Below are 15,480 nucleotides of genomic sequence, written 5' to 3'. Positions count from 1 at the left end.
CCCGCGAGCGCGATGCGCTTCGGGCTGCGAGCACAACGGGCAGCGGGCGGCAGAGTTCCGTTGCGTCGCGCGGCGCGTGCTCTAGCGCTGCGCCTCGCGCACGAAGGCCGCGACGGTCTTCCTGCTCTCGGCGTCGATCAGCTCTTCGCCATCCTGCGCGAGATCGGCGAGGGTCTGGGTCTTCAGGGACTGGCGCCACAGCTCTTCCGCCGCCAGCATCCGGCGCTTGATGAAGCAGTCCGTCTGGTAGGCGCAGGGGTCCTTGGACTTGCCCGGCCCGCGCCGGCGGATCTCCCTGCAGGTGAAGGCGGGCTCTTTGCCGTCGATGGCCTCCACGATGTCGAGAAGCGTGATCTCGTGCGGGCGCCGCGCCAGCCGATAGCCGCCGCGGGGGCCGGGGAGGGCTTCCACGAGGCCGGCCTCGGTGAGGGCGCGCATGTGCTTGAGCAGGTAGCTCTCCGACAGGCCGTGCATCTCGGCGAGGCTCTTGCCCGGCAGCACCTTGCCCGGCTCCAGCCAGCACAGCACCAGCGCGCAGTGCAGCGCCGCCTCCACCCCGTCTCCCAACCGCCTCATGCCTGCTCCGGATACTGCCCCGGGTCCATCACCGGCTGGCCTCTTTCCTACTCCGATAATCATCGATATAATATGTCTATGATTCTCGGCCAAGACGGGCGGGATCGCACATCCCTGAGCAGACTGGAGAGCGCGCATGGAACCCAGGATGAACGTGGCCGAGGCCGCCCCCGCCCTTTATGCCGCCGTGCGGGCGCTGGACGGGGCGGTGATGAAGTCGGGGCTGGAGAAGCGGCTCCTGCATCTCGTCAAGCTACGCGCGTCGCAGATCAACGGCTGCGCCTACTGCATCGACATGCACGTGAAGGAATCGCTCGCCGACGGCATTCCCGCCCAGCATCTCCACATGCTTGCGGCGTGGCGCGAATCGCCCCTCTACAGCCCGCGCGACCGGGCGGCGCTGGAATGGATCGAGAGCGTGACGCTTATTTCCCAGACCGGCATTCCCGACAGCGCCTATGCGGCGGTGACGACAGAATTCTCGCCGGAAGAGATCGCCAAGCTCACCATCGCCATCGGGACCATCAATGTGTGGAACCGCATCGCGGTCTCCTCGCGCATGCTGCACCCGGTGGATCGCGCCGCCGCGGCCTGAGGGAGCGGCGCCGCGCGCCCCTCGGGGCGCTTCAATCCGGTGCGTTTCGGCCCTATGGCTATTCCGGTGCGGAAAGCGTGGCGGAGGCGGGCATGGATGACGCGGGCAAGACGCAGCCAGGAGCCGGTGCGGGAGAGGGCCGCGACTTCTGGCTGCGCGAGGGGCCGTATCTCGCCATCCTCGCGCTGACGGTGGGCGGCATCGCCTATGTGGCGATGACCCGCCGCCCCCTCGTCGCCTTCTGGGAATTCGTCGCGCTGGCAAGCTGCGCCGTGGGCATCTTCGCTGGCTGGCGCCGCGCGGCGCTCAAGGAACAGCGCATCCGGCTGGTGGTGACGCAGCTCCTCCACTGGGGCGCCTTCCTCGCGGCCATGAACCTCGTGTTCCTGCCGAGCGTGCAGGCGGTGGCCGACGCCGATTCCACCAGCCTCATCGTGCTTCTGCTGCTGGCGCTGGGCACCTTCGTGGCCGGTGTTCATACCCAGTCGTGGCGCATGGGCCTGAACGGCGTGTTCATGGCCCTGTGCGTGCCGGCCGTGGCGTGGCTGGACCAGTCGGCGCTGTTCGTCGCGCTGGTCGGCGCCGTGGCGGTTGCACTGGCCGGCTTCGTGCTGTGGGCGCGCCTGCGGATCTGAGGGGAAACCGGACAAGCGAAGGTGCAGCCGGAAGCCATCCAGCCGCTTCATGCGTGCGGGGCGCGAGAGTCGTTTTCTCTCCTCCGTCGCCCTCCGACTTGATCGGAGGGCCCATCCCGCCGCTGGCACCCGCATCCGCGCGCCGGGGGGTGTGGCGCCATGGGTCCTCCGATCAAGTCGGAGGACGACGGCCGTGGGCGCGTGGGGTCCGGGGCCGGCGCTCCGCCGCCCTTCACCCCCGCCCGAGCGCCCGCGCGATGTCCGCCTGAAGCTGCGGCACCAGCTCGGCGTCGAAATAGGGGTTCTTCTTCAGCCAGCCGGTGTTGCGCCACGAGGGGTGGGGCAGGGTGTAGACCGCCACCGGATGGGCGAGCTGTTCCCCCGCCGCGCGCACCGCCCGCCAATTGGCCACCGTCTCGGTCAGGCTCGGCTTCAGATGCGCCGCGAGCCCGAGGCGCGACAGGTGATAGGCCTGCGCCGGGCGCCCCACGGCGAGGATCAGCCGGAACGGCGGCAGGTTGGCGAACAGCGTGTCGTGCCAGGTGGCGACGCATTCCCGCCGCGGCGGCAGGTCGCCCCCCGCCGCATCCTGTCCCGGAAAGCAGAAGCCCATGGGGGCGATGGCGATGCGGGCGGCATCGTAGAAGGTGGCCTTGTCCACCCCCATCCAGGCCCTGAGCCGGTCGCCGGAGGCATCGGTAAAGGGCAGGCCGGAGAGGTGCACCTTCGTGCCCGGCGCCTGGCTCGCAATCAGGATGGAGGCGGTGGCGGACACCTGAAGCACCGGCCGGGGCTCGTGGGGAAGGGGCGGCCCGCGCGGCGCCTCGCGGCAGACCCGGCAGGCGCGGATGCGCGCGACCAGCGCGTCGAGATCGCCGTCAGAGGTCGCGCTCAAGCCCGTCCTCGGCCACGGTGAAATGGGCTTCATCCACCTCGCCCCGCCGCGCCCACATCTCGTCGCCCATGTGGGTGAGCAGGATGTGCTTCGCCCCCAGCGCTTCGCGCTTTTCCGCGATGGTCTCGTAGGCCATGTGGCCGTGCGGGCTGCCGGAGAAGGCGAAGCATTCGCAGATGAAGAGGTCCGCCCCGGCAGCGATGGGCAGCAGCGCGTCGGTCCACTGCGTGTCGCCGGAGAAGGCAATGGTGCGCTTGCCGTCCGTGACCCGGAGCGCGGTGGAGGGGGCGCCGGAGCCGTGGAGCACCTCGGCGGTGGTGAGGGTCAGGGGGCCGTGCCGGGAGGTCGAGCCGGGCTCGACCTCCCTCACCTCGAAATCGAACCGCCAGGCATTGGTGGCCATCCTCGGGAACAGCACCTCCATGGCCGCATCCAGGCGCGCCCCGGTGCCGGGCGGGCCGATGATGGTCAGCGGTTCGCTGCGGCGGTGGACGAACTGGCCGTCAAGCAGCAGGAAGGGCAGGCCGCCGAAGTGATCGCCGTGCAGATGGCTGAGAAACACCTGCCGCACGCCCTGCGCCTCCAGGCCGAGCCGGTGCATCTGGACGAGGGCGCTCGCGCCGAAGTCGAGGGTCGCGACATGCCCGTCCGTCTCGATCCGGTAGCAGGAGTTTCCCCGCCCGCCCGAGCCGAACGCATCGCCGCACCCCACAACCGTAAGCTTCATGATCTCAGGCCTTCATGCTCGGCCGCTGGGAGACGACATCGTACCAGCGCTTGAGGTGGGTCTGGTGCTCGGACACCTCGGTGCGGATCACCCGCAGGAAATCCACCGCCACCAGCATGGTAATGTCCGCCACCGTGAAGCGGGGGCCAGCGATGAACGCCCGGTCGGCCAGCTGGTCGTTGAAAAAGCCAAGCGCGGCGAGAACCTTGGGCTTGTTCGCCTCGCCCCATTCGGGCACCTGCGGCACCTCCATCTGGGCCATGGCGGGGTTGAGGTGTCTCAGTACCATCATGATGGGATAGAACAGGTCCAGCTCCACCCGCCGCTGCCACATCTCCACCAGCCCCTGCTCCTCCGGCGTGCGGCCGAACAGGTTGGGCTCGGGCTGCAAGGCCTCGAAATAGCGGCAGATGGCGATGGTTTCGGCGATGGCCGTGCCGTCGTCGAGCACGAGGAGCGGCACGCGCTGGCGGGGGTTGAGGCCAGTGAACTCGGCGCTCTTGTGCTCGCCCTTGCCCAGGTCGATGGGCACCAGCGGCACCGAAATCCCCTTTTCCGCCAGGAAGATGCGGACGCGGCGCGGGTTCGGCGCACGGTTGGTGTCATAGAGCTTCATGGCGTCGCGCCTCCCCGGCGTGGTTGTTGTGGCCAGCGAAAAACCATGCCTGCGGCGACCGCGCAAGGGTGCGCCGGTTCCGCCCGCCCGTTCCACGATCACGGGCCGCGCGGATGCTCGGCCCGGTAGTCGGCGGGACGCTGGAAGCTGCCGGCCCACAAGCCCCGCCGTGCCGCCCGTGCTGTTGCCTCCTCGCTCTGGTAGGCATGACCGAGATAGGCGACGGCCAGTCCCTCACGGACCATCAGCGCAGCGAGGTCGGTGCCGCTGACGGTGCAAAGGGCGAGGGGCCGCCTGTATTTGTCGCGCTTCTCGGCGCGGCAGGAAACGGTCCCGCCCGCGAGCGCCTCTTCCAGCGCCGCCCGCGCCGCCTCGCCGCAGCGCCAGGCGCGGCCCTCCTGCTCGCAGGTCTGGCGCAGCTCCGGTGCATCGATGCCGGAGAGGCGGATGTGCGTGCCGGCAATGTCCAGCGTGTCGCCGTCCACCGCCTCCGCCCGGCCTTCCAGATGCTCGGCGCGCGAGAGCATTTCCACTGCGGCAGCGAGCACGGCGAGGATCAAGGCGGCACGCAGAATATCGAACAGACGCATGGGCTTGATGGGTCCGGCCTCGGCCGCCGCACGGGTGCGGCGCATCCGGCGGGGAGGATGGGGCGAGGGCGTTAACCAATCGTTAACCCACCTGCCGCAGGAGTCGGAGCCAAGGTGACGTTCCGCAGGGTGGTCGATTCCACCGACACTCCGTCCGCGAAGGGTTCCCGCCGCATGTCCGGCCCCCTCTGCCTCCCCCTCGGTCCTGCCGCGGCCTCCCAACCGGAGCCGGCGGAGGCGGGGGAAGGATTCGCGGCTCCGGCGGTGATCCCCGCGAAACTCATGGTCATCGCCATCGCGGCCGTCGCCGGGGTCGCGCTGGCGGGTGGCGCGGTCGCCGGACCGGCCCTCGCGCTGCTCGGCGCCGCTGTCGGCGCCATCGGCGTCTTTCTTGTCGGCCGGCACGTCCGGCGCCTCGATGCGGCGCGGGCCGCGGCCGAGGCCCGGGCATCGGAGGCCGAGGCGGAGAGCCGGCGGGTGGCGGCGGAAAGCCTCGCCAAGTCGCGCTTCCTCGCCGAGATGAGCCACGAGCTGCGCACGCCGCTCAACACGGTGATGGGCTTTTCCGAAATGATGGCGGAGGAGGTGCTGGGTCCGCACCGCGTTCCGGCCTATGGCGGCTACGCCCGCGACATCCACGGCGCCGGCCGGCACCTGCTGGCGCTCGCCGACGATCTGCTGGATCTCGCCCGCATCGAGAGCGGCCACCGCACGCTGGTGGAGACGCCCGTGCGCCTCGATGCGCTCGCCGAGGATTGCCTCGCCATGATGCGTCCCCTCGCGGCCGAGCGGCGGCTGCGCCTGTCGCTGGAGCAGGGCGCAACCGTGCGGCTGTGGGGCGACGAGCGGGCGATCCGGCAGGTCGCGCTCAACCTATTGACGAATGCGGTGAAGTTCACGCCGCTGGAGGGACAGGTGCGGCTGGTGACCGGGCTCGGCCCCGATGGCGGCGCCATGCTCGTCATCGAGGACAGCGGGCCGGGCATCGCGGATGGCGAGCTGCCTTTGGGTGCCGCCCACGCCCGCGAGAGCCGGCTCGATCTGGCGACCGGCCGGGGCGCGGGCCTTGGCCTTGCCATCGCGCGGGGCCTCGCGACGCTTCATGGCGGAGAGCTGGAGCTGGCCCGCCGCGCGGGTGGCGGGACGCGGGCGCGGGTGACGTTCCCGCCCGCCCGCACCCTGCGCGGCGCCTGATTCAGCCCTCGGAGACGCCGGCCTCGGCGAAGGTCGCCATGCCGCGATGGCAGGCGACGGCCGCCTTCACCACGCCGATGGAGAGCGCGGCGCCCGAGCCTTCGCCGAGCCGCATGCCGAGATCGAGCAGCGGCACCAGCCCGAGCCGGTCCAGCAGCTGGCGGTGGGCCTTTTCCGCCGAGACGTGCCCGGCGAGGCAATGGTCCAGCGCGGACGGGTTCATGGCATGGAGCACGGCGGCGGCGGCGGTCACGACATAGCCGTCCAGCACCACGGGCACCTTCTCGTGCCGCGCGGCGATGATGGCGCCGGCGATGGCGGCGATCTCCCGCCCGCCGAGGCGCCGCAGCACTTCGAGCGGATCGGAGAGATGATCCTTGTGGAAGGCAACGGCGGCGCGGACGGCAGCGATCTTGCGATCCAGAACCTCGCCGGCGGCGCCGGTGCCGGCGCCCACCCACTCCTCGGCCGTGCCGCCATAAAGGCCGTGGCAGAGGGCGGCGGCGACGGTGGTGTTGCCGATGCCCATCTCGCCGAGGCACAGCAGGTCAGATCCGCCGGCGATGGCTTCCATGCCGAAGGCCATGGTGGCGGCGCAGGCCTTCTCGTCAAGGGCGGCGTTCGTCGTGATGTCGGGGGTCGGATAGTCGAGGGCGAGGTCGAACACCCTGAGCCCGGCGTCGAAGGTGGCGCAGATCTGGTTCACCGCCGCCTTGCCGGCGGTGAAGGTGGCCATCATCTGCTTGGTTACCGCGCCCGGATAGGGCGACACGCCCAGCTCCGCCACGCCGTGGGTCGCGGCGAACACCGCCACCATGGGGCGGTTGACGGTGGGCATGGAATTGCCCTGCCAGGCGGAGAGATGGGCGGCGATGGCTTCGAGCCGCCCGAGCGCGCCGGGCGGCTTCACCAACTGCTCCTGCCGGGCCAGCGCCGCCTCGCGGGCGCCCTCATTGGGGCCGGGCAGGGTGGCGACGAGCTGGCGGATGTCGTCGAAGGGCGAGCCGGTATCTTGCGGGAACATCGGGCGGAATGACCTCTGGAGCACGCGCCGACCTGATTGCGTCACAATCAGATCGGATCACGCGTTCTCTTTCTTGAGTTGAGAGGGCGATTCACCGATCAAGTTGATTCAACTTGATCGGATCGTGCTCTAACCACCGGCATCGCCGGGCGGGGAACGCTGCCGCTCAATAGAGCGGGCGCCCCGATCCGGCAAATCCGCCCCGCCGCCCGCGGGACGGTGGGGGTGCCTCAGCGGTCGCCCTGCTGAGCCTGGGAGACGTGGTCGCGCAACTCCTGCAGCGAGGCGAAGCGGACGACGCCGGTGGGCAGCTCGGCCTGGATCGAGCCGTCCGAATAAAGCGTATAGGCCATGCCGCCGACGATGCCGGACTTCAGGATGCGCGGCTCGTCCGGCTCACGCGCCGGGGCAGGCGGGGCGATGGCGGCCTGCTCGGGCGGCGCCGCGCGGGCAGGACGGGGCGGGGGCTCATAGCCGGTGCGCGGGCGGGGCGGCGCGGGCGGGGCGGCCGGCGCCTCGGGTGCCGGCTCCGGGCCGCGCTGAAGCCGCTGGCGGCGCGCATCGAGCATGGGATCGGCCGGCTGGCCGGCCTCGGGCGGCGGCAGCGAGGCCGGGGCGGCGGGACGACGCGGCGCCGGCGGACGCTCCGGTTGCCGCTCGGCCGCCCGTTCGGCGGTGCGCTCCGGGTTCCGCTCCTGGTTGCGCTCCTGGGGCCGCTCGGCGCGGTCGCGGGCGGCCGGCGCGGGGGGCTCGGCGTCCTGCTCCGGTGCGACGAGATCATCCACGGAGAGGCGGGGCGCCGCGTTGCGGCCAGCGCGGGCGGGGCGGGCGGCCGGCGGTGCCGCGGGCTCCTCGGCCTCGTCCTCGCCGGCGGGATAGGAGCGCTCGATCTGCCGGGTCAGCCGGTCCAGCTGGCGCAGCACCAGCCCCATGGCGGTGATGACGAAGCCGCCCGAGGCGGCCACCGCGCCGGTGGTGATCAGCGTATTGCCGAAGGCCGAGACGTAGATCGTCACCCCAAGGCCGATGACCGCGAGCCCGGCCAGAGCGATGAGAACGCCGAGAAGGACCAGGAACCACCACATCTCGCACCCCACTTCCGCTTGCCGGCCTTAGCCGTTCTTAATCAAAGGTGGTACCTCGCCGCGAAAATCGGCCGCTTCAAGGTTGTTTGATGGCGAACGCAACCCTATCTAGGTCCACGCTCGGACATGTCGTATACCCGGTATGCCGCCGGGGCAGCGATTTCGCCCCGGGCGAGACGCCGGATAGATTGCGGAGATGTTTCATGTCCTTCACGCTGCCCGACCTGCCCTATGCCTATGACGCGCTTGCGCCCTACATGTCGCGCGAAACGCTGGAATACCATCACGACAAGCATCATCTCGCTTATGTCAACAATGGCAACAATCTCCTAAAGGGAACTGAATTTGAAGGGAAAACCCTTGAGGAGATTGTCGTGGGCTCGTTCGGCAAGAACGCCCCGCTCTTCAACAACGCCGGCCAGCACTACAACCACCTCCATTTCTGGAACTGGATGAAGCCCAACGGCGGCGGACCCATCCCCGGCGAGCTGGAAAAGAAGATCATCGAGGACCTCGGCTCGGTCGAGAAGTTCAAGGAGGACTTCATCGCCGCCGGTGTCGGCCAGTTCGGCTCGGGCTGGGCGTGGCTCGCGCTCAAGGACGGCAAGCTCTCCATCATGAAGAGCGCCAACGGCGAGAACCCGCTGGTGCAGGGCGCGACCCCGCTGCTCGGCGTCGACGTGTGGGAGCACTCCTACTACATCGACTACCGCAACCGCCGTCCCGACTACCTGAAGGCGTTCGTCGAGCACCTCATCAACTGGGACTACGTGGCCGAGCTTTACAGCAAGGCCGGCTGACCCTTTTCCGCCGGGCTTGCGCCGCTCCGCGAGGGGGTGGCGCAAGCCTGCTGCGAAGCCCTGACGGCGCCCGCGAGTTGCGAGGCGTCGTTTTTCTTTTCCTGCGAGTGATTGACTCTGCCTCGCAAGAACAAGATGCCGCCTTAACTTACCGTCCGTCAGCTCTGCTGCCTCATTTGTTCCCGAAGCTGCCTTATTTTTTTGCAGCGCCAGGCATAATTTTGTTGCGATCCGCCTCTACTCCATCTTAGCTGTGTTCCGCGTAGCCACCTGCGGTATGATGGTGGAGTGCCGCGCTGGGGGCCCGGGAGCGATCCTGGAAACGGCGCGACGGAGTTGGGTTCGGGATCCTCCATCAATGTCGTTCCTTGAAATCGAACGTCGGCCGGGCGCGATCGCGGACGCCTGCGCCGTTGTCCTGATCGCAGGCGTGGCGGTCATCGCCGCGCTCACGTTCTCCGACTACGGCCTCGGCTGGGATGACTTCACCCACTCCCAGTATGGCGATCTGCTCTATTCCTACTTCTCGTCGGGATTGACGGAGCGGAAAGTCTTTTCCTTCGTCAACCTCTATTACTACGGCGGCGGCTTCGACCTCGCCGCGGCGGCCATCGCCAAGGCCCTGCCGTTCGTCGATGTGTTCGACATCCGCCGCCTGCTGGGCGCGCTGGTCGGCATCATCGGCTTCCTGCTGGTGTGGCGGACCGGGCGGCGCCTTGCCGGCCCCTGGGGCGGACTTGCCGCCGTCGCCCTGCTGATGATCTGCCCGCTCTACTACGGGCACATGTTCATGAACGCGAAGGATGCGCCCTTCGCCGTCGCGGTGGCGGGCGTGCTCTATGCCTGCGTGCGCGCGTTCGATGAATTCCCCCAGCCGTCGCCGCGCACCGTCACGCTTTTCGGCCTCTTCCTCGGCCTTGCCGTCGGCACGCGCGTGCTCGGCCTGCTCTGCGGCGTCTATCTCTCCGCGGCCATCGCCTTCGTGCTGGCGGTGGAATGCGTGCGGCTCGGCATCAAGCCCGCCCTGCTGCGCACCCTGCGCTTCACCGGCCTGTTGCTGCTGGCCATGCCGCTCGCCTATTTCGTGCTGGGCATGGTCTGGCCCTGGGGCGTCGCGGAGCCGCTCAACCCGCTCGTGGCGCTGAAGTATTATTCCCACTTCTGGGAAGTGCCGTGGCGCGAGATGTTCGAGGGCCGGCCCATCCTCGTGCCGGACATGCCGCGCACCTATGTGCCGACGCTGTTCTCCGTGCAGATGCCCGAGCTGTTCCTCGGCCTTGCGGTGGCCGGCGCGGCGGGGGCCATCGTCTCGGCGCTCGTGGGCAAGGACACCCCGGCGAAGCGCGCCCGGCTGGTGCTCATCTTCACCGCCGCCGCCTTCCCGGTGCTGCTCACGGTCGTCACCCGGCCCGTGATGTACAACGGCATCCGCCACTTCGTGTTCGTGACGCCGGCGCTGGCGCTGCTGGGCGGCTGCGCCGCGTCCTGGCTCTGGCAGAAGGCGCAGGGCCTGCCGCGCCTGGCCCAAGCGGCCGTCGCCGCGACCTTCGCGGTGGGCGTCGTGGTGCCGGCGGTGGATTTCCACAACCTGCACCCTTATGAATACACCTATTACAACCACTTCGTCGGCGGCATCAAGGGTGCGGACGATCAGTTCATGCTCGATTACTGGGGCCTCGCCTTCAAGCAGGCCACGGAGGAGCTGGACGAATACGTGGAGCAGCATCGCCGGACCCTGCCGCAGGGCCGCAAGCTGCGCGTCGCCGTCTGCGGTCCGCACTTCGCCGCCGCCGCCGAACTCGGCCCGCGCTACGAGACGACCTATGACAGCAAGAATGCCGACTTCTACATGCGCCTCGGCGAGTTCTACTGCGCCGACGTGAAGGCGCCGCTGCTGGTGAAGGTGGAGCGGGAGGGCGTCACCTACGCCACCGTGTACGACGTGCGCGGCCGCCCGTTCCCGAGCGTGTTCGCCGCCGGGCAGTAGGGCGATCCGGCATCGGAGCAGCGAAAAGGCCGGGCTCGCGCCCGGCCTTCTGCTTTTCTGCGGCAGGAGAGTGTGCGCCCTTACCCTCACTTGGCGACGAGAAGCTCCGGCACGCTGAGCAGGACGAACTCGTTGTCGTCGTTCTTCTGCGGGGTCCGGCCGGCGGAGTAGGGCAGGTTGTTGTCGTTGCCCACCACGATTTCGGTGGGGCTCACCATCACCACGTCCTCGATGGTGAAGAAGGGCATGTCCAGCACGCCCTCGGTGCCGCCCTGCTTGGCCTTGCCGTTGGGGTCCTTTATGGCAAGCAGGTCGATGTAGCCGACCTTGCGCACCACCTGGCCGGCGGTCTCGGGAGAGAAGGCGATCTTGTAGACGCGCTTGAACTGGGCCGGCTTGTCGAAGCAGGTGGGCTCCGCCTTTCCGGCGGCGCAGGCCTTGAAACGGGAGCCTTCCAGGCTGTCGCGCTCGATGATCAGGCCGTGGGTGTCGTCGATCATGTTGAAGTCGCCGATGGCGTTGCCCGCCACCGCCAGCGGATACTTCCACGAGCGGCCGGTCCACTCGCGCTTGCCGAGATCGAACTCGACGATGCGCAGCACTTCGTTCTCGCCCGCCTTCTCCTTGCCGCCGGTCGCGGCGTCGAAGATCGGGCCTTCCAGCAGAGCGTAGAGCTTGGTCTTGTCCGGGGAAAGCGCCATGCCCTCGAAGCCCTTGGAGCGGTAGACGCTGAATGCGACCTTGCCGTCCGGCGCGCCGGGGGTGGTGACCACCGGATGGTCAGGCGAGCGCACGACCTTGCCGTCCACCTTGGTCTCGAACACCGCCTTCACCTTGCCGTCGAGGTCGGTCTCGATGAGGAAGGGACCGAACTCCTCGCCGAACCACAGGCTGTCGCCGACGCGCTGTATCGATTCGAGATCGAAGTCCGAGCCGGTGAGATAGCGGGTGGCGGTGCCTTCCATTGTGATGGGGTAGGGCACCTTCCGGTCCGGATCGTTGAGGAAGATGGTCTTGACACGCTCGATGGTGCCGGCCTTGAAGTCCATCTTCAGCCGGTGGGCCATCAGCATGGCGTCCGGGGAGTTGGCCTTGGAGCCGAAGCCGTTGTCGGTGAGCACCAGGAAATTGCCGTCGCCCTCCGAGACGATGCCGGAGAAGCCCTGTACCGGTTGACCCTCGAACGGCAGGGAAAGGCCGGTCTCGCGCGGGGTAGCGGGATTGGACAGGACGCTGACGCCCTTGACGCTGCCGATAACGTCGATGCGCGCGCGGTCGGCGGTGGTGAACTTGCCCGACGTCTTCAGCGCATCCGGCGCGTCAGAGGGGGCGGGGACGAAGGTCGCGGCCGGCAGGACCACATGGCCGGCGAGGACGGCCGGGAAGGCGGTGCCTTCGGCGGGCTTGTCCGGATTGGCGGCGGTCTGGGACAGGGCCGGAGAAACGAAGGCGGCGCCGGCGAGCAGCGCGAGGGCGATGCATTTCAGGGTGCGCATGGGAAACCTCCAAAGGTCCGTGCGCACCGCATCTGCGGCATGGTCGTTGACGCAGCGGCGACAGGGCCGCGAACTTTGCGTGACCTGAGACGGGGCCGTGGCAGCGACCCGGCTGCCCCGGTTCCCGTCAGATCCACTTCATCCGGCGGAAGCTCCACAACAGGATGAAGCCGAGCAGCAGCAGGAACACGCTGAGCGCCCAGAAGGCGGCGGGATCGCCGCTGCCGGGGATGCCGCCCACGTTCATGCCGAACATGCCAGAGATGAGCGTCATGGGGGCGAACACCACCGTCACGACGGCGAGCACCAGCATGGACTTGTTCATCTGCTCCGCGCGGGCGTCCACCATCTGGTCGCGGATGACCGCCGCGCGCTCGCGCACGCTGTCCAGTTCCTCGGAGAAGCGGGCCACCCGGTCGGCCGCGTCGCGCAGGCGGTTCCGGTCCTTCGGCCCCATCCAGGGGTCATCCTCCAGCGCGAAATGGTTGAGCGCCTCGCGCTGGGGCGCGATGTGGCGGCGCAGCTTGATGGCCACCCGGCGCAGCACGGCGAGCTTGGGCAGAAGCTCGGATGTCTCGGTGACGAGGACGGCATCCTCAAGCTCATCCGCCTCCTCGATCAGCGTCGTCACCACCGCGTCCACCCGCTCGACGAGGCGCATGGAGAGATCGGCCACGAACTCGCCCTGGGTGCGCGGGCAGCGGCCGCGGCCGAGCGCATCCTCGAAGTCGGCGATGGCCGAGAGGAACTCGTGCTGAACCGAGACGATGCGGCGGGCATCCACCCACAGGTGAACGGTGATCAGCTCCTCGGGCAGGGCGTTGCGCTGCAGGTTGATGCCGCGCAGGGAAAGCAGGGCACCGTCCGCGAACATCACGCAGCGCGGCCGGCACTGGTCCTCGGCCATCGTTTCCACCGCGGGTGCATCGAGGCCGATGTCCTGCCGGAGCCAGGTTTGCGGCGCCCGGGGCAGGTGCTTGAAATGCAGCCAGATGAAGCCGCCCTCCGGCGCTGTCGCGGCCACTGCCTCTTCCGGGCGGATGCGGCCGGCCGCGCCTTTGCCGTCGAACCACCACGCCGAGAGGAGACCCTGCGTGTCGATGGTGGGGGCGGGAGCGGCCATGGCAGGTTCCGTCACTGACGTTAAGCGCCTTCCCTCGCACGATTGCACGACGCGAAAAAGTCTGGCGTTACGTGAACGCACCGCTGCGCGTTAGCTGGCGCAACTCACCGCTGCGCAAGTGCATCGAGAATCCGCACCCAGCTGCGCGTGCCCTTGTGGAAGGACGTGAGATCATACTTCTCGTTGGGCGAATGAACGCGGTCGTCGTCGAGGGCGAAGCCGATCAGCAGCGTATCCACCCCCAGCCGGTCCTTGAACTGGCCGACCACCGGGATGGAGCCGCCCGAGCCGATGGTGACGGGGGCAACGCCCCATTCCGCCGCGAGCGCGCCGGCGGCGTGGCCGAGGTCCGGGCTTTCCGGCGGCACGAGGAAGGCGCGCGCGCCCTCGCCCCAGTGGAAGACGGCCCGGCAATCCGCCGGCACGCGCGCCGCCACGAAGGTTTCGAAGCCGGCGCGCAGCTTGGCCGGGTCCTGGTCCGCCACGAGGCGGAAGGAGATCTTGGCGGTCGCCCGCGCGGGGATGATGGTCTTGGTGCCGGCACCGGTATAGCCGCCGAAGATGCCGTTGACCTCGAAGGTCGGCCGCGACTGGATCTGCTCGATCACCAGCCGATCGCGCTCGCCGGCGGAGACGGACAGGCCCACGGGCTTCAGGAAGGCTTCGGCGGTGAGGCCCAGCGCCTGCCACCGGGCGCGCACCTCGGCGGGCGGCTCGCGCACATCGTCATAGAAGCCGGGGAGGGTGACGCGGCCCTCGCCGTCATGGGCATCGGCGAGGATGGTCGCCAGCACATGGATGGGATTGCGCGCCGCGCCGCCGAAGAGGCCGGAATGCAGATCGCGGTCGGCGCCCTCGATGGTCAGCTCGGTGTGCAGGATGCCGCGGAGCGAACTGGTGATGGAGGGTGTGCGCTGGTCCCACATGCCGGTGTCGCAGACGAGCGCGAGATCGGCCGAAAGCGCGCTTGCGTGCGCCGCGAGGAAGCCGGGGAGGTTGGGCGAGCCGCACTCCTCCTCGCCTTCGAGCAGCACGGTGACGTCCACGGGCAAGGCACCGCGCGTCGCCCGGAACGCCCGGAGCGCTTCGAGAAAGGTCAGCACCTGCCCCTTGTCGTCGCAGGCCCCGCGCCCGACGATGGTGCGTCGCCCGTCCGGGGTCGTGCCGAGACGCGGCTCGAACGGCGGCGTCTCCCACAGGTCGAGCGGGTCCACCGGCTGGACATCGTAATGGCCGTAGAACAGCACGCGGCGCGGCGCGCCGGTGTCGGTGCGGGCCACCACCACCGGGTGGCCGGCGGTGGGATGCACGGTGGCGGCAAAGCCCAGCGCCTCCAGCTCGCCCGCCACCCATTGCGCGGCGTCTTGGCAGGCACCCGCGTGGGCCGGATCGGTCGAGATGGAGGGGATGCGCAGGAAATCGAAGAGGCGCGCCAGAGCCGCGTCGAGACCGGCGTCCACGGCCTTGAGAACAGGCTCCAGTTCCACCGGGCGCGTTCCCGCGCGATCACCGTCCGCCATGTCGTCCTCCACCAGCGCACCTTGTGTTCCGGGCCACGATGGACCCGGAATCAGGGGAATGCTGGAGGGACGGGGACCGTCTGGCAAGGTGCCAGACGGTCCGGCGCCAGGTCAGCCGGCGGTGACGAGATCGGCGGGCGTGGAGATCACTGCGGAGGCAGGACGCCCTAGACGGCGCGCGCGCTGGAGGACCGAGCCGATGCGGCGATAGAGCAGCCGTGGCGCGATGGGCGTGCCGAGGGCGGCGTCATAGCCGGACCGGCCGGCGGCCCGCACCAGTTGCTGCGCGGGCACTTCAGCCACGAGCACGGCGGGAATGCCGGCACCGAAGCGGAAGGGATTGGCAGGGGCATCCTCCGGATCGTCCACCTGCACCACGAGCACGTCGGCCGTGCCCTGGGCGGCAGGATCGGTTACTTCGTCGATGGAGGCGACTTCGCGCACCGCACCCACCCCGAGGGCGGACAGGGCAAGGCGCGTCGCCTGGCGACGTTCCATATTGGCATCGAGGAGAACGATGCGGGCAGTGGGCAACACCTTCATGAGGCGCTCCAGGTCATGGCGCGCCTCGGTTCCAATCCGCAAGGAATGAAGGCTCGGGCACGCGCGTTGAGCAT

16 protein-coding genes are annotated in these 15,480 nt (G+C 69.2%); 5 read left to right on the top strand and 11 right to left on the bottom strand.

Features of this window, described 5'->3' with window-relative positions:
- Positions 1-81: 81 nt before the first annotated feature.
- A complete protein-coding gene (locus tag V5F63_RS17900) occupies positions 82-576 on the bottom strand; it encodes an RrF2 family transcriptional regulator (protein ID WP_209484540.1) in 495 nt (164 codons plus the stop codon).
- 136 nt (positions 577-712) lie between these two features.
- On the opposite strand from V5F63_RS17900, the gene V5F63_RS17895 reads away from it, so the two are divergent.
- A complete protein-coding gene (locus V5F63_RS17895) occupies positions 713-1,171 on the top strand; it encodes a carboxymuconolactone decarboxylase family protein (protein WP_209484538.1) in 459 nt (152 codons plus the stop codon).
- 92 nt (positions 1,172-1,263) lie between these two features.
- Positions 1,264-1,806, top strand: coding sequence for a hypothetical protein (locus V5F63_RS17890; RefSeq protein WP_209484536.1), 543 nt, complete (start codon positions 1,264-1,266; stop codon positions 1,804-1,806).
- Between the two features lie 232 nt (positions 1,807-2,038).
- Here the strand turns inward: V5F63_RS17890 and V5F63_RS17885 are convergent, their stop codons facing one another.
- The 4 genes from V5F63_RS17885 to V5F63_RS17870 all read right to left on the bottom strand — a co-directional run bounded on the left by V5F63_RS17885 (position 2,039) and on the right by V5F63_RS17870 (position 4,634).
- Positions 2,039-2,734: a uracil-DNA glycosylase family protein gene (locus V5F63_RS17885; protein ID WP_394100708.1), complete on the bottom strand. Its 696-nt coding sequence runs from the start codon at positions 2,732-2,734 to the stop codon at positions 2,039-2,041.
- Positions 2,685-3,428, bottom strand: coding sequence for an MBL fold metallo-hydrolase (locus V5F63_RS17880; protein WP_209484532.1), 744 nt, complete (start codon positions 3,426-3,428; stop codon positions 2,685-2,687). Before V5F63_RS17880 ends, V5F63_RS17885 begins: the two co-directional genes overlap by 50 nt.
- Positions 3,429-3,432: 4 nt before the next feature.
- Positions 3,433-4,044, bottom strand: a complete 612-nt coding sequence (locus V5F63_RS17875; protein ID WP_394100709.1) for a glutathione S-transferase family protein — start codon at positions 4,042-4,044, stop codon at positions 3,433-3,435.
- Between the two features lie 98 nt (positions 4,045-4,142).
- Positions 4,143-4,634, bottom strand: coding sequence for a thermonuclease family protein (locus V5F63_RS17870; protein WP_394100710.1), 492 nt, complete (start codon positions 4,632-4,634; stop codon positions 4,143-4,145).
- Between the two features lie 114 nt (positions 4,635-4,748).
- Between V5F63_RS17870 and V5F63_RS17865 the strand changes: the two genes are divergently transcribed.
- Positions 4,749-5,828, top strand: a complete 1,080-nt coding sequence (locus V5F63_RS17865; RefSeq protein WP_394100711.1) for a sensor histidine kinase — start codon at positions 4,749-4,751, stop codon at positions 5,826-5,828.
- A 1-nt stretch (position 5,829) separates the two neighbouring features.
- On the opposite strand, the gene cobT is transcribed toward V5F63_RS17865, so the two are convergent.
- Together cobT and V5F63_RS17855 are read right to left on the bottom strand one after the other, a co-directional pair.
- On the bottom strand, positions 5,830-6,852 hold the full coding sequence (gene cobT / locus V5F63_RS17860) for a nicotinate-nucleotide--dimethylbenzimidazole phosphoribosyltransferase (RefSeq protein ID WP_394100712.1): 1,023 nt from the start codon (positions 6,850-6,852) through the stop codon (positions 5,830-5,832).
- A 230-nt stretch (positions 6,853-7,082) separates the two neighbouring features.
- A complete protein-coding gene (locus tag V5F63_RS17855) occupies positions 7,083-7,937 on the bottom strand; it encodes a hypothetical protein (RefSeq protein WP_394100713.1) in 855 nt (284 codons plus the stop codon).
- A 203-nt stretch (positions 7,938-8,140) separates the two neighbouring features.
- Here V5F63_RS17855 and V5F63_RS17850 point away from each other — a divergent pair, with 203 nt between their 5' ends.
- Both V5F63_RS17850 and V5F63_RS17845 read left to right on the top strand, forming a co-directional pair.
- Entirely contained in the window at positions 8,141-8,737 is a 597-nt protein-coding gene (locus tag V5F63_RS17850) for a superoxide dismutase (RefSeq protein ID WP_209484521.1), read from the top strand.
- A gap of 358 nt (positions 8,738-9,095) precedes the next feature.
- Complete coding sequence (locus tag V5F63_RS17845) at positions 9,096-10,724, top strand: ArnT family glycosyltransferase (RefSeq protein ID WP_394100714.1); 1,629 nt, start codon at positions 9,096-9,098, stop codon at positions 10,722-10,724.
- Positions 10,725-10,810: 86 nt separating this feature from the next.
- Here V5F63_RS17845 and V5F63_RS17840 read toward each other — a convergent pair whose 3' ends face one another.
- The 4 genes from V5F63_RS17840 to V5F63_RS17825 form a co-directional block, all read right to left on the bottom strand.
- On the bottom strand, positions 10,811-12,220 hold the full coding sequence (locus tag V5F63_RS17840) for an esterase-like activity of phytase family protein (protein WP_394100715.1): 1,410 nt from the start codon (positions 12,218-12,220) through the stop codon (positions 10,811-10,813).
- Positions 12,221-12,347: 127 nt separating this feature from the next.
- Positions 12,348-13,343 (bottom strand): zinc transporter ZntB, encoded by a 996-nt coding sequence (locus V5F63_RS17835; RefSeq protein ID WP_209484515.1) that lies wholly within the window; start codon positions 13,341-13,343, stop codon positions 12,348-12,350.
- Positions 13,344-13,447: 104 nt separating this feature from the next.
- Entirely contained in the window at positions 13,448-14,863 is a 1,416-nt protein-coding gene (locus V5F63_RS17830; RefSeq protein WP_394100716.1) for a M20/M25/M40 family metallo-hydrolase, read from the bottom strand.
- A gap of 111 nt (positions 14,864-14,974) precedes the next feature.
- Positions 14,975-15,406 carry an ANTAR domain-containing protein gene (locus tag V5F63_RS17825; RefSeq protein ID WP_209484511.1) on the bottom strand — a complete coding sequence of 144 codons (432 nt, stop codon included), beginning with the start codon at positions 15,404-15,406 and terminating at the stop codon, positions 14,975-14,977.
- Between the last annotated feature and the right edge of the window lie 74 nt (positions 15,407-15,480).

This window comes from Xanthobacter wiegelii, from assembly GCF_043193855.2.
Lineage (GTDB): Bacteria > Pseudomonadota > Alphaproteobacteria > Rhizobiales > Xanthobacteraceae > Xanthobacter > Xanthobacter flavus_A.
This window is presented reverse-complemented; position numbering and strand designations above follow the sequence as displayed.